We start from the raw sequence: 13498 nt of genomic DNA, 5'->3' as shown, positions 1-13498 counted from the left end.
ACATCCAAGGGAGGAATTGATGACTGACAAAACGACCCGCGACCGGACATTGGCCAGCCTGAACCGCCGTCGGCTGATCCAGGGCGGCGCCACTTTCGCTGCCGCCGGCCTCACAGGCTTCCCGTTCATCAACAGGATGGCCGTGCGCGCTCAGGAAGCGCCGCTGAAATTCTGGCAGTTCTATGCGCCTGGGGGAGACGTGAAGCCGCAGGTCCAGTGGTTCGAGAAGCTGGTGGCCGACTGGAACGACGGCCACGACCAGAAGGTCGAGCTCGAATATGTCGTCAACAGCGAATACATCTCCGGTTCCAAGCTGGCAACGGCCTTCGCGTCGGGCGAGGGCCCTGACATCTTCCTCATCAGCCCCGGCGATTTCCTGCGTTATTACAATGGCGGCGTACTTGCCGACCTGACGCCGCATATCGAGGATGCCGCCAAAGCCGATTTCCCGGAAAGCGTCATCGCCAACCGCATGGTGGACGGCAAGATCTACGGTGTGCCGATGGAAGTCGAGCCGATGGCCTTCTACTATTCGGTCAAAGCGTTCGAGGATGCAAAGCTCAACGAGAACGACGTGCCGAAGACCTGGGACGAGCTGTTGGCGGTCGCCAAAAAGCTGACGACGCCCAGTCGCTACGGCGTGCTGTTCGAAACGACTCCCGGCTATTACCAGAACTTCACCTGGTATCCGTTCCTGTGGCAGGGCGGCGGCGAATTCCAGGGCAAGGACGGCAAGAGCGCCTTCGATTCGCCGGCCACCGTCCAGGCGCTGAAACTCTGGCAGGATGCCATCAATACCGGCGTGGCGCCGCGTCAGGTGGTCGGCGGCGGCTTCGACATAGTCGCCAATCTCGGGGCAGGGCTGTGCGCCATGCAGAACTGCGGCATCTGGGGCATTTCGGCGATGGACAACAACGCCAAGGACGTGCCCTACGGCATCTTCAAATTGCCGACACCGGCCAATGGCAAATACGTCACCGTCGGCGGTGGCTGGGCCTTTGTCGCCAATGCCGGAGGCAAGAACCCGGATGCTTCCGCCCAGTTCTGCGCCTGGGCGCTGGCCTCAATGGATCCGGCATCGATCGACCGGGTCGTCAACTGGTGCACTGTCGCCAAGAGCGACATGCCGCCGCGCAACAGCGCGCTGAAGGCCGGCGCCGATGTCTTCAGCACCGGCAAGTTCGGCACCTTCGCCAAGGAGATCCATCCGGGGACGCGCGCCGAGCCGCGGGTTCCGCCGGAGGCCTACAAGATCATCTCCGACGCCATCCAGTCGGCACAGCTTGGCGGGGTTGATGCCCAGCAGGCGGCGACGACGGCCAGTCAGCAACTCGATGCGTTCCTCGCTTCCTATTCCGGCGCGCCGATCCTTTAGGCCCTTTCCAGCATGGATCAGATGAAACCGCCAGCCGCGGGCGCGAATTCCGCCCGCGGCCTCACCGCCAAGCAAAGGGAGCGCTGCGCCGCATGGCTGTTCGTCCTGCCCGATGCGGTTGGCCTGCTGGTGTTCGTCGGCGTGCCGATGCTGCTGTCGCTCGCCGTCGGGTTCTTCGAGGTCAACGGCTTCGGCGGCTACAGGTTCGTCGGGTTCGGCAATTACAGGCGCATGTGGGGCGACCCGCTGTTCTGGTCGTCCGTGAAGGTGACGGTAGCTTATGCCGTCATGCTGGTGCCGGCGCTCTACGTCGCCGGACTGGGACTGGCGCTTCTGGTGCAGAAGACCAACCGCTTCAACGCGGTCATGCGCTCGATGTTCTTTGCGCCGCAGATGGTCAGCCTGGTCGTGGTGGCGCTCGTGTGGCAGCTCATGCTGGTCGAAAAGGTCGGCATCGTCAGCCGGCTGGCGCCGCTCGTCGGCCTCGGCGGAATTTCGCTGCTCGGCGATCCAAATCTGGCGCTGTTCACGCTGGTGCTGGTCAGCGTCTGGTTCCTGATGGGTTTCTACATGCTGATCTTCCTCGGCGGGCTCCAGGACATCCCGGCAGAGTACTACGAAGCCGCAAAGATCGACGGTGCCGGGCCGGTGACAAGCTTCTGGTACATTACTTTGCCCTTGCTCAAGCCGACCAGCTTCTTCGTCCTCCTGGTCTCGCTCGTCGCGGCTGTCGCCGGCGGCCAGGTCTTCGACCTGATCTATGTGATGACCAAAGGCGGGCCGGTCAATTCGACCTCGGTGCTGATCATCTACATCTACAAGCAGGCGTTCCAGTTCGGCGCCTTCGGCTATGCGTCGGCAATGGCATCGCTGCTGGTGCTGGCGCTGATGCTGGTCACGGTCTTCTTCTTCGTGCTGACGCGCGGCGGACGTTTCGAGCATGACTGACGGCCGAACTCCTTCCGGCCGTTCGCAGATACGAGCGGCGAGACTTGCCTGGATGCTGGCAACCGCCGCACTTGGCCTGATGACGGTATTCCCGCTTGTCTGGATGCTGGTCATCTCGCTCAAGCCGGCGAGCGACGTCTTCACGCCGAGCCTCATTCCGGAACGCCCGACGCTCGGCAATTTCCTCTATGTGCTGACCGAGGTGCCGTTCCTGCGCTATCTCTTCAATTCGTTCTTCGTGTCGGCGACGGTGACGGTTGCTGCGCTGTTCTTCCATTCGATGGCGGGCTATTCGCTCGCACGGCTGCGTTTTCCGGGCCGCGACATTCTGTTCCTCGCCATGTTCTCGACCTTCCTGGTGTCGCTGCCAGTCATCATCGTGCCGCTGTTCATTTTGACGCGGACGCTGCACATGCTGGACAGCTATGCCGGGCTGATCATTCCGGCGATCTTCAACGCGTTCGGCATCTTTCTGCTCAGGCAATATTACCTGTCGCTGCCCAGGGAACTGGAAGAAGCCGCGATCATGGACGGCGCCGGCTACTGGCGCATCTATTGGAGCATCATCCTGCCGCTCAGCCGGCCGATCCTGTCGGCACTGGCGATCCTGTTCTTCCTCGCCAACTGGAACGCTTTCCTGTGGCCGTTGACGATCACATCGGACCTCAACCTCTGGGTGGTGCAGGTAGCCATTGCGAACTTCAAGAGCCAGTACGCCGCCGCCTGGAATTATGTCATGGCCGCCTCGACCATCGTCGCCGTGCCGATGCTGGTCCTCTTCGTGATCTTCCAGCGCCAGATCATGGAATCCATCAAGACAAGCGGCCTGAAATAACCGCTGAAGCAAGAGGAGAAACACATGGATAATGCCGGCCTGTCGCCGCTTCGCGGGCTCGCCAAATTGCGCGACGCCAAAACCCGCCGGTTCTCAAGCTACGACCGCACCGGCGGCAATGACGACCGGCTGCACATCGAACCCGGCCAGACGGTGGTGATTGCCGAGCATGACGGTGCCGGCATCGTCACGCATATCTGGGCGACGCTCGCCTGCGAGAGCGAGGCGTTCCTGCGCAAGATCGTATTGCGCGCCTATTGGGATGGTGAGGCACATCCGAGCATCGAAACGCCGATCGGCGATTTCTTCGGCATGGGCCATGCCCGCACCCGCAATTTTGCCAGCCTGCCGGTGCAGGCAAGTCCAGAGGATGGCAAGGCCTTCAACTGCTACTTTCCGATGCCGTTTGCCAGCCACATGCGCTTCACCGTCACCAATGAGGCTGAGGACGACCTGCTTTTCTATTACTATGTCGATCTCGAACTGCATGAGGAACTCGAGGAAGGCCTGGGCCGCTTCCACGCCCAATACAGGCAGCAGCGACCTGACGGCATAGACGAGACGGGGCTGGCCAACGAGCAGGTCCTGTTTGGCGGGGAAAACACCGACGGGAACGGCAACTACACCATCCTGGAGGCGGAAGGTCACGGCCACTATGTCGGCGTGCTCTATTCCGTCTATTCGCGGCGGCGTTCCGCACTATGGGACTGGTATGGCGAGGGCGACGACATGATCTTCGTCGACGGCGAGCCGGGCATTTCCGTGCCGGATACAGTGCGCAAGCCCGATCCGCGCATCGGACCGAAGGCCGAACTGATCGACGATCGCGGCGAGACCGGCCCCGCCGCCAACGATGCCTGGCCGCCGACGCTGCACGGCACCGGCACCGAGGACTATTTCAACACGGCATGGTGCCCGACACAGGACTACAGCGCGCCCTATCACGGCATCATCGCCGCCGGCGGGCCGAACTGGACCGAGCCGGTTACGCTCTATCGCTGGCACATAGAGGACCCGGTCATCTTCCACAAACGCATCCGGGTGACCATCGAGCGCGGTCACGCCAATCGCCGCTCGGACGACATTTCGTCGGTCGCCTTCTGGTATCAGGCCGAACCGCACAAACCGTTCGAAGCGCTTGCCGATGTCGAGGACCGCATCCCCACCTATCGCGCGCCTTATCACAATTGGAATGCCGCCTTCGACGAGAAGAGGCGTTAGGCCGGGATGCGTTCGAATTGAACCGTGCATTCCGCGCTATCTGTGTCGGGGCACGACCGTGCCGCAGCGCGCCACCTCAGCTGCGAGGTGGAAGTTGCTGGACAGACCAGGTGTTGCCGTCGGGATCCTCAAAGAAGACAAATCTGCCCCAGGGAAAATCCTTGATATCGCTGACCTCGATACCTTGAGCGGCCAGGTACCGGTGAGCCTCATCGATATCGGGCACGACGAGTTGCAGGCCCCTTATGGATCCCGGGGGGCTGTCGACGAGGCCCTTGCCCATGGCAATCGAACAGGCCGAACCGGGCGGCGTCAATTGCACGAAACGTATCTCGTCGCTTACGGTGTGGTCGTGATCGAGATGAAAGCCGACCTTCCCAACATAAAAGGCAATTGCTCTATCGACGTCCGATACGGGGACCGGGACCAGTTCCAGCTTCCAATCCATGACAGCCCTTTCGCAGCTTGATCGCCAAGTGGTGCCGAACACCGTGGGCGCCATCCCGCCATCTTCCCAATGCCATTGTCGGCGCGGGCCGCTCAGTCAGTCAAGAGATACCCGGGCTGGGGCAACGTGAGGACTGGTCTCATTGCTGAGACGGCGTTCGGAACCGATGAGCACAAGCTCAGTTAGGCGGAGGACAACCACCTTTCGGATCAGCAAGGCCGACTTTAATGATCGGAACGCAGGCGCCGAATACAACTGTGGGAAGGTTGAACGGGCGTCGTTGACGCGCGAAGGGATTGCTTGGAAGCGACGCTCGCCGAAGCTGGCGAGATCGTCGGACGGCGAAGCCGAAGCGCAATTATGCCGTGAATGCCTACGATTCGGCCTGCCTTCTCCTTGCCGCGATCAAAGACGCCAGCACTGTATCCAAGGGATATCCGAGCCGGCGCGACGTTCTGGCGGCGGTGCGCGATATCCGTTTCAGGGGAATCGCCTATCGCGAGCCGGTGCGGTGGGATGAAAAGGGCGACAATCTGGCCGCTGTGACTGCACTCAACGGGGTGGAAAACGGCCGCTTCCGACAGATCGCCGAAATCCAGCAGAAGCAGAGTGTCGAGCAGACCTGACGCCGACAGGCTCTCCGACCGAACCGGTTTCCGCCGCTTTGCCAGGACGATTTTCACAGGATCACGAAACAATAATCTCCGGTCGCCGTTTCGCCCGCAGAACCTTTCGAGGAGGCGACGATGAGCGCAACCGGCTTGGACGTTTTTGACAAAACGCTGCAAATAACAAACATCTGGCTTGACGAGATCATGGCGGATCTTGGTCCGGATCGACACGTGGCCTGGCATACATTGGGCGCCGTTCTGCGAACCCTTCGCGACAGGCTGCAGATCGGACTGGCGGCCAAATTGGGAGCGGAACTGCCGCTGCTCGTGCGCGGCGCCTACTATGATCGCTATCGGCCCGCCGACATGCCCGACAAGACACGCTCGCTCGAGAGGTTCCTGCAACACATCGCCGATGAATTGAAATCGACCCGTCCTGTCGATCCCGAGGATGCGGCACGCTCAGTACTGCGTGTGCTTGCACGGCATATCGACCTTGGCCAGTCGGCAAAGGTGCGGGATGCGCTGCCAAAGGAAATCCAGGTCCTCTGGCCTGAAAGCGTGGGCGTCAAATAGCGGCGATCCTGCTCATGCGGACACGCGACGGACCAACTGCCACGAAACGCTGAAAAGGGTAGGTATTGCGCCCGGTGTTGCCGAGATCAATGAGATCAGATGATCGGCAAGATGGTCGTAGTGGGCAGTTTCGGGGCCGATTGTCGTCAATGCCGGATGACTGAATTCGCCCTCGTCGATATTGCCGCAGCCGATGACTGCAATGTCGCCGGGCACGGAGAGGCCGGCCTCCTCGAATGCGTGCAGGGCGGTCACGGCGGCAAGATCGGATTCGACGAAAAGCGCGGTCGGCCGATCCTTGCGGGCGGCCAGCGCCGTAGCATTGGCAAACGCAGCCTTGCGCGCCTCTGCACCGCCGATCACCAGGTCGTCTCGCAGCGGAAGGCCGCGTGCTTGCAGGAAGCTGCGATAGGCGGCGAGACGGCTCCCGTCCACAGCTTGCTCATGCACCATATAGGCGATACAGCGATGGCCGGCTCGGTAGAGGTAGTCGAGTGCCTCGAAGACGGCCCTGCCGGTATGCTGGCGCACAACCGAGAAGCCTGCCGGCTCGATGGTCGGATGGAAGATCACCGCTGGCCGGCCCGCGGCCGCCAGGCGCGCGGCCAAGACCATCACCTCGGGCTCGGAGAGATGCTGCCAGTCGGCGATAATGCCGTCTGCCAGCCCGCTCTCGATTTCCCTCACGATCCGGTCGGTTCGCTCGAAGGTGTCTCCCGCGGTGATAATTGTCGAAAATCCCCTCAGCGCCGCTGCAGATTGGATATCCTGCGCGATCCGGTCGCTGAACGGCACGCCGAGACGAGGCAGTACAAGGCAGATTCGCTCGGCCTGCTGGCGGCGCAGCTGCCGCGCGGTGCGGTTTTGCACGTAGTTGAGCTCAGCGACGGCCTCGAGGATGCGCTGCCGCGCCTCCTTGCCGACGAACTTCAGGCGCGTGCTGTCGCCGCTGAGCAGGTACGACACGGCAGCGGTCGATACATTGGCGCGCCGGGCGACATCCGCCATGGTCGGCGCCTTTCTGCGATCGGAACTTCTCTCGTGCATTGTTGGATCCGCTGCGCGACGTGACATGATCAGCTGTCGCTCAGCCGGATTTCATTCCAGCTTCCATGTCCGGCGGCAAGGATCTCGGGCCTTGCCTCGCCGGCCTCCTCCATCAGGGCAACGATGCGGCCTCGCAGCCATGCACGCGTCTCTGCGTGATCGGGCGAAGCTATGAGATTGGTTAGCTCGTTCGGATCGCCATCGAGGTCGTAGAGCCTCGCCTCGACATAGAAATCGCTGCCGGAATCCCGCCAGCCGTCTTTTCCCGGTGCCTCGACCTCATATTTCCACCGTCTGGTGCGCAACGCGCGGCCGACATGGTGCTCGCTGATTTGAATGAATATCTCGTCGCGCGGCGGCCGTTCGCCCTGCAGCGCGTCGAGCAGCGAGACGCCCTGCATCGAATTGGGCACTTTCAGGCCGGCCGCGGCGAGCAGGGTCGGCGCGAGATCGACGAGGCTGACTAGGCCTTCATATGTGCCGATGCGCTGGAAGCCGGGGCCGTGGAATAGCGTCGGCACGCGGATCGACGCCTCATGACAGGAACGCTTGTATTCGTTGTTGCGGGTCTTGAAGTGACATCCGTGGTCGGAGGTGAAGAGGATGATCGTGTCGTCAAGCCGGCCAAGGCTGTAGAGCGCCTCGATCAGCCGTCCAAACGCCTCGTCGAGGCGCGCGACCATGCCCAGATAGCCGGGGAAATGTTCTGCTGTCGTGCCGCCAAGTGCGGCGAGATCGCCGGGAATGGCGAGCTTCTTGCGGATCCTGTCCTCGTATCCGAGCGGGGCAGGGTAGTTGTCCGTCTGGTTCTGGTGATGCGGCTCGAGGAAGGACAGGAATAGAAAGAACGGCTCGTCTTCCCTCGATGCGACATAGCGGATTGCAGCGTCGGTTAGGGCATCGACGCGGTATCCCGGCAGCTTCACCGCCTTGCCGTCATTGTCGTGGACGACGGTGTCGAAGGGGCCGGACGTGAACTCCAGGATGTTGGAGGCCAGCCAGTAGCGATAGCCGCCGCGTTGTTCCTGGGTGACCGGCTCGGCGGACCCCAGGTGCCACTTGCCGATGTAGGCGGTGTCATAACCTGCCGCGGTGAAATGATGCGCGAGCGTGCGCTCGCTCTTAGGCAGCGGGATGTCGTTGCGGTAGCAGCCGGTGATGGTCGGGTACCGCCCCGTCTGAAAGACGGAGCGGGCGGGGCCGCAAACGGGCTGGCAGGTAAACGAATTCGCCAAGAACGTGCCGGTCCCGGCGAGGCGGTCGAAATTTGGCGTAAGCTCGAGCGGATTGCCATGGACACCAACGGTATCCCAACGCTGCTGGTCGGTGAAGAAGACGATCACGTTCGGTCGGCGGGACGTCATAGGGTGCAATGCCTCCGAATGGTCATTTCATGCCTGCCAGCATCACGCTGCGGACGAAGTAGCGCTGCGTGAAGAGGAACAGCAGCAGGCTCGGGATGAAGAGAATGATCCCGCCCGTCGCCGTCAGGTTCCACTGGGTGAAGAATTCCTGGTTGAAAAGCGTCAGTCCCGTCGTGATCGGCCGCATTTCGGTGGTGTTGACGGCGACCAGCGGCCAGAGGAATTCGTTCCACTGGAACACGAAGGTGAGGAGGACCAGCGTCGCCAGTGCCGGACGGACCTGCGGCAGCACGATGCGCCAGTAAAGGCCGAGTTCCGAGCAGCCGTCCATCCGTGCAGCGTCAAGCAACTCGTCGGGAATCGGTCGGATGAACTGCCGCATCAGGAAGATTCCGTAGGCGCTCATGGCGAATGGAAGGATAAGGCCCTGATAGGTGTTGAGCCATCCCATCCGCGCGGTGAGCACATAGAGCGGGATCATGCGGATGAAGAATGGGATCATCAGCGTCGACAGCACCGCGACAAACATGACGCGCTTACCGGCGAATTCCATCTTCGCGAAGACGTAGCCGATCAACGGATCGAAGATCAGATGGAGGAAGGTAATCCCGCCGGCGATGATGAAGCTGTTGAGCGTGAAACGCGCGAACGGCGCCTTCTGCCAGATGTCGATGTAATTCGTGAATTGCCACGTCTCGGGGATCAGAATCGGAATGCCGCTGAAGACGTCGGCATCGCTCTGCAGCGACAGCGAAAGCATGTAGAGGAACGGAAAGATCGACAGCGCCACGCAGAAGAGCAGCAGTAGGTAGGACGGGAGCGTTTTTGCGAATGTCATGCCAACCTCAATAGGTGGTTTCGCGGTTGAGCAGGCGGAACTGAACGAAGGTGATGGCCAGGATCAGCAGGAACATCAGGAAAGACAGCGCCGAGGCGTAGCCGATGTTGAGCTCGAAGAAGGCTGCCTCGAACACGTGCAGGCTGAAGAACCGCGTCGCGTCGGCCGGTCCGCCCTTGGTTATCAGGTAGGCCGGCGCCAGCTCCTGCAGCTGGCTGATCGTGCTGACGACCGCGATGAACAGCGTGGTCGGCGTCAACAACGGCCAGGTCAGATAGCGGAATTGCTGCGTCGGCGTGGCGCCGTCGATGGATGCGGCATCATAGAAGTCGGACGGGATCGACTGCAACGCGGAGAGGTAGATCAGCATGGCATAGCCGACATCCTTCCACACCGTGATGGCGATGAGCGTCGGCAGCGCGGTCGAGGTGTCGCCGAGCCAATTCTGGGTCGGCAGCCCAAGCTCGGCAAGGAAGCTGTTCAAGATGCCAGTGTAGGGATCGAGAATTGCCTGCCACATCAACGCGACGATCACGAAGGAGGTGATGTAGGGAAAGAAGATGATTGCGCGGATCAGAGTGCGCCCCGGGATCGGCCGGTTGAGCACGACCGCCAGTCCGAGGCCAATGGCGATGCTGGCCGCAGTGACGCCTATCGCGAAGGCCAGCGTCACGAAGAGCGACTGCCGAACGCGCGCGTCGCCGAGGGCAGCAACGTAGTTGTCCAGTCCGGCGAATCGGCTCTCGCCGATCAGCGGCTGGCCGCTGTACAGGCTCGCCCAAAACTCCAGTCCTATCGGATAGAAGAAATAGACCGAGAAATAGAGGATTGCTGGCGACAGCAGCAGGTAAGCGAGAAGCGTTTGTCTGGTGCGCCGGCTGAAGCGGGCAGCTCGCCGGGTCGGCATCGCACCGACGCGAATGTCCGTATCGGCCGTATCGGTGCTGCCGCTGATAAACATCGGCCTAGTTGTTGGCCAGGATGACGTTGGCCTCGGCCGCGAATTTCGGCATGATCTCGGCTGCTGGCTTCTGATTGTAGATGATATCCTCGAGCGCACTTTGCAGAAGCTTCTCGATTCGCGCGTGCTTGCCGGTGAGGCGCAGCTCGGCGGTGACGTCTTGCGCGTAAGGCAGGCATTTGCTGAAGCTGCCGATGACCGGATCGGCCTGAACCTCGGCGTTTTCGGCCCAGGATTTGCGCGGCATCGTCATGCCCGCTTCCTTGGTAGCCGCTAGTTCCGTGTCGAGCGCGACGAGCCGCTTCAACAACTCCCAGGCCTCCTTCGGGTGCTTGGCGTCCTTAGGGATCATCAAGCTGACGCCGCCCGCGAACGTCGCCTGCACCTTGTGCTTGAGTGATGGCGCAACCGCCCAGTTGAGCTTCGGGTTGCCCGAGTGGATCGGCTTCACGTCCCACGGACCGGTTATGATCATTGCGACCCGGTTGGCCGTGAACAGCTTTTGCGGACCCTCATAGTCAGCACCCGCCGCCGGCTTGGTCGCTGCTTTTTCCTTGTGGATCAGGTCGGCGAGGAACTGGATCGCTTCGATCGCCTCCGGACTGTCGAGATTGACCTTGTTTGTCTTGGGATCGTAATAGCTTACGCCGTTCTGCAGCAGCCACGACGAATAATATCCGATGCTCGGGTTGGGAGCGAAGCCGAAGCGGGCGCCGGTCGTCGTCGCCTTGGCAACCTTCAGGAACTCCTCCCAGGTCGCAGGCGGCGCGTCGAAGCCCGCCTGCTTCAGCATATCGACGTTGTAGACGAGGGTGGCGCAGGTGAGGTGGATCTGGACGCCATAGTACTGGTCGCCGAGTTTGTTGCGCTCGACGGAATAGGCTTGCCAGTCGTCGGGATAGCCGATCGCCTTGCCGTCTTGTTCGATGAAGTCGTTCAGCGGCCGCAGCAGATTCCGCTGGCCGAATTCCTGCACCCAGCCGCCGGGTTCGGCGACGAGATCGGGCGGGCTCTTCGCAGCAAAATCCGCCACCAGCTTGGTGCGCATATCCGGCCACTGGAATTTCTCCCACTGCACCGACCATCCGGGATGATCGGCCTCGAACTTTGCTATTGCATCGGCATAAGCTTGATAGGCGTGGCCGGCGTTCCAATAGAGCGTCAACGTCTCGGCATGGGCCGCAGTCGCGGTCGTCAGGGCCACGCCCAAAACCATGCCGTGCAGGAATCCGACTGACTTGTAGCGGCTCATCTTGGTCTCCTCCCTGGTTTGCCACCCGCTTTCCTCGCAATGGATGGCGTCATATTATTCGATTAATATACCCGCTATACCGCAGTTTTTGTCAAGCTCCGACTGTAATGCAGTGCATAGTTCTGCCCGAACTCGGGCGGAGCTATCTACAGCGCGCGATGGCGAAGTTGCTTCCGGTACCCGGTATGGACGATCGCGGCCTAACCTGGAAAGATCGTGAAACCGCCATCGACGCGGATTACCTGCCCGTTGATGAAGCGCGCGCGCGGACCGGCGAGGAAGGCAACCGCTTCGGCGATCTCTTCAGGCTCCGCATACCGGTTCAGCGATTTCTTGCTCGAATCCATGCGCTGTGGATCGACCACGCGGCTCGCCTGGAACCGTGCCGTCTTGGTGGCGCCGGGGCTCACCGCATTGACGCGTACGCCATCGTCGATCAGTTCCTTGGCGAGGCAGCGCGTATAATGGACGACAGCCGCCTTGAGCGTCGAGTAGACCACCTCGGGCGAGCATCCGATATGCGCTGCCGCCGAGGCGATGTTGATCACCGAGCCCGAGCCACGCTTGACCATCGGCGGAACGAACGCCTGGCAGACCAGCATAGTGCCGATGAGGTTGTTCTCGGTTAGAACCTTGATGTCTTCGTAGTCGATGTCCAGTGCGTTGTTGGGATTGGGCTTTTCGCCCTTGGCGCCGATGTCGCCGCCGGCGCAGTTTACCAAGACGTGCACGTCGCCGAGCTCCGCCTCGATCTTCCTCTTCATTTCCGCGACAGCTTGCTTGTCGCCGATGTTGCCGGTGACCGCGGTGATGCGCGTCCCGTGCTTCTCCAAGCCCCTGGCAGAGTCGCCGAGGTCCGCGAATTCGCCATATTGAGATGGCCGGGCCCAATCGAGGTCGTGGACCGCGACGTTTGCGCCAAGTTCGGCCAAGCGGTCGGCCATCACGCGGCCGAGGCCGCGTCCCGAGCCGGTGACGAAGGCGGTCAGGCCGCTGAGTTCTCGGGCAGTCATGCTGATTTCTCCATTGCAATGAAATCGAATTTCATCATGTTGGCGGCGCTGCGCCGGATCATGTCGAGCTCGTACGAAACGAGCGCACCGTCATCATCGCGCTCCCATGGCGTGCGGTAGTCGGCGTCGTCCGCAAGGCGGTTCAGGCGCGCAGCACTCAGGCAGGCCGCGAATTCGCGGGCGGTCTTCGGCGCATATCCGTTCCACCAGTCGTCGGTGAGACAGCGAACGTGACGGGCCTCCAGCGCGCCGGGCTCAAGCACCGCCGTCAGCGTGTCGTGGTGCTCGCCAAGGATGGCTGCCAGTTCGGCGAAAGGCACGGCGCCGTCGCCGATCGCGCAGCGGACCAGGCGGTAGCCCTCATCCGTGAACTGGACGCGATAGTCCTTGAGGTGAACGTGGCGGACATGGGGCGCGATCCGGCGCGTGAAGGCAAGCGGCGCCTCGCCGACAGGAAAGGTGTTGCCGGTGTCGTAGGTGATGCCGACACCCGGCCCGCCGAGTTCGCAGAACGCAGCCAGTTCGTCGCTGCCGAAGTCCTGATGGTTCTCGATGCCGAGCACGCGTCCCTCGGCCGCCGCACGCGGCCCCCATTCCGTCAAGGCAGCGCGAATCGTTGCGTTGAACTCGCTCCATTTCGGACCCCACGCATTGCGGTCGCCGCACAGGACAGGCGTCAGTGCGATACGGATGGTCGTCGCCTCGAGCAGGCGCGCAGCCCGAAAGGCGTTGTCCAGCGGACCTGCCACCAGAAGTCCGCCGCTCACCACCGGGACGATGTCCAGCGCGGCAAGACGCCTGCGCAGGGCGACGATTTCGGCGTCAGTCAAGTCGGTCAACCAGGGTTCGTAGATCTCGAGCGTGCGTGCGCCCAGTTCCTGCGCCAGCGTGATGAAGCCTTCCAGCCCCACGCCGTCCGGATTGTGCCGCGGCGTGCCGCGGCCCTGCAGGCCGAGATAGTAGGTCAGTCCGTAAGGGTTGAGGCCGAGACGAAACATCAGCTTGGCGG

At 61.9% G+C, this 13498-nt stretch carries 14 protein-coding genes; 6 read left to right on the top strand and 8 right to left on the bottom strand.

Going from position 1 to position 13498, the window contains the following annotated elements; genetic code table 11:
* Positions 1–19 precede the first annotated feature (19 nt).
* Genes NKH16_RS04335 through NKH16_RS04320 form a run of 4 tightly spaced genes read left to right on the top strand, consistent with a single transcriptional unit; the run spans position 20 to position 4379 of the window.
* Positions 20–1375 carry an ABC transporter substrate-binding protein gene (locus tag NKH16_RS04335; RefSeq protein WP_352821190.1) on the top strand — a complete coding sequence of 452 codons (1356 nt, stop codon included), beginning with the start codon at positions 20–22 and terminating at the stop codon, positions 1373–1375.
* Positions 1376–1396: 21 nt separating this feature from the next.
* The gene (locus tag NKH16_RS04330; RefSeq protein ID WP_352448137.1) at positions 1397–2323 is read left to right on the top strand and encodes a carbohydrate ABC transporter permease; all 927 of its coding nucleotides are present in this window, start codon (positions 1397–1399) and stop codon (positions 2321–2323) included.
* The gene (locus tag NKH16_RS04325) at positions 2316–3158 is read left to right on the top strand and encodes a carbohydrate ABC transporter permease (RefSeq protein ID WP_352448136.1); all 843 of its coding nucleotides are present in this window, start codon (positions 2316–2318) and stop codon (positions 3156–3158) included. The genes NKH16_RS04330 and NKH16_RS04325 overlap by 8 nt, the downstream gene beginning before the upstream one ends.
* Positions 3159–3182: 24 nt before the next feature.
* Positions 3183–4379 (top strand): glycoside hydrolase family 172 protein, encoded by a 1197-nt coding sequence (locus NKH16_RS04320; protein WP_352741960.1) that lies wholly within the window; start codon positions 3183–3185, stop codon positions 4377–4379.
* A gap of 76 nt (positions 4380–4455) precedes the next feature.
* On the opposite strand, the gene NKH16_RS04315 is transcribed toward NKH16_RS04320, so the two are convergent.
* A complete protein-coding gene (locus NKH16_RS04315; RefSeq protein ID WP_352469607.1) occupies positions 4456–4881 on the bottom strand; it encodes a VOC family protein in 426 nt (141 codons plus the stop codon).
* Positions 4882–5192: 311 nt separating this feature from the next.
* Between NKH16_RS04315 and NKH16_RS04310 the strand changes: the two genes are divergently transcribed.
* Positions 5193–5453: a hypothetical protein gene (locus tag NKH16_RS04310; RefSeq protein ID WP_352682016.1), complete on the top strand. Its 261-nt coding sequence runs from the start codon at positions 5193–5195 to the stop codon at positions 5451–5453.
* A 120-nt stretch (positions 5454–5573) separates the two neighbouring features.
* Positions 5574–6014 (top strand): DUF2267 domain-containing protein, encoded by a 441-nt coding sequence (locus tag NKH16_RS04305; RefSeq protein ID WP_352741958.1) that lies wholly within the window; start codon positions 5574–5576, stop codon positions 6012–6014.
* Between the two features lie 12 nt (positions 6015–6026).
* Here NKH16_RS04305 and NKH16_RS04300 read toward each other — a convergent pair whose 3' ends face one another.
* The 7 genes from NKH16_RS04300 to NKH16_RS04270 all read right to left on the bottom strand — a co-directional run bounded on the left by NKH16_RS04300 (position 6027) and on the right by NKH16_RS04270 (position 13487).
* Positions 6027–7022 (bottom strand): LacI family DNA-binding transcriptional regulator, encoded by a 996-nt coding sequence (locus NKH16_RS04300; RefSeq protein ID WP_352741956.1) that lies wholly within the window; start codon positions 7020–7022, stop codon positions 6027–6029.
* A gap of 68 nt (positions 7023–7090) precedes the next feature.
* A complete protein-coding gene (locus NKH16_RS04295; RefSeq protein ID WP_352741954.1) occupies positions 7091–8425 on the bottom strand; it encodes a sulfatase family protein in 1335 nt (444 codons plus the stop codon).
* Positions 8426–8447: 22 nt separating this feature from the next.
* A complete protein-coding gene (locus tag NKH16_RS04290) occupies positions 8448–9263 on the bottom strand; it encodes a carbohydrate ABC transporter permease (protein ID WP_352741952.1) in 816 nt (271 codons plus the stop codon).
* A gap of 7 nt (positions 9264–9270) precedes the next feature.
* Positions 9271–10224, bottom strand: a complete 954-nt coding sequence (locus NKH16_RS04285; RefSeq protein ID WP_023675501.1) for a carbohydrate ABC transporter permease — start codon at positions 10222–10224, stop codon at positions 9271–9273.
* Between the two features lie 4 nt (positions 10225–10228).
* The gene (locus tag NKH16_RS04280) at positions 10229–11476 is read right to left on the bottom strand and encodes an ABC transporter substrate-binding protein (RefSeq protein ID WP_352898463.1); all 1248 of its coding nucleotides are present in this window, start codon (positions 11474–11476) and stop codon (positions 10229–10231) included.
* A gap of 200 nt (positions 11477–11676) precedes the next feature.
* A complete protein-coding gene (locus tag NKH16_RS04275) occupies positions 11677–12489 on the bottom strand; it encodes an SDR family NAD(P)-dependent oxidoreductase (RefSeq protein ID WP_352741949.1) in 813 nt (270 codons plus the stop codon).
* Positions 12486–13487 (bottom strand): sugar phosphate isomerase/epimerase family protein, encoded by a 1002-nt coding sequence (locus NKH16_RS04270; RefSeq protein ID WP_352741948.1) that lies wholly within the window; start codon positions 13485–13487, stop codon positions 12486–12488. The genes NKH16_RS04275 and NKH16_RS04270 overlap by 4 nt, the downstream gene beginning before the upstream one ends.
* Positions 13488–13498: the final 11 nt, after the last annotated feature.

This window comes from Mesorhizobium sp. M1307 (genome assembly GCF_040318155.1).
In the GTDB taxonomy this organism is placed as follows: Bacteria; Pseudomonadota; Alphaproteobacteria; order Rhizobiales; family Rhizobiaceae; genus Mesorhizobium.
The sequence above is the reverse complement of the archived record's forward strand: the minus strand, read 5'-3'. Positions and strand labels throughout refer to the sequence as shown.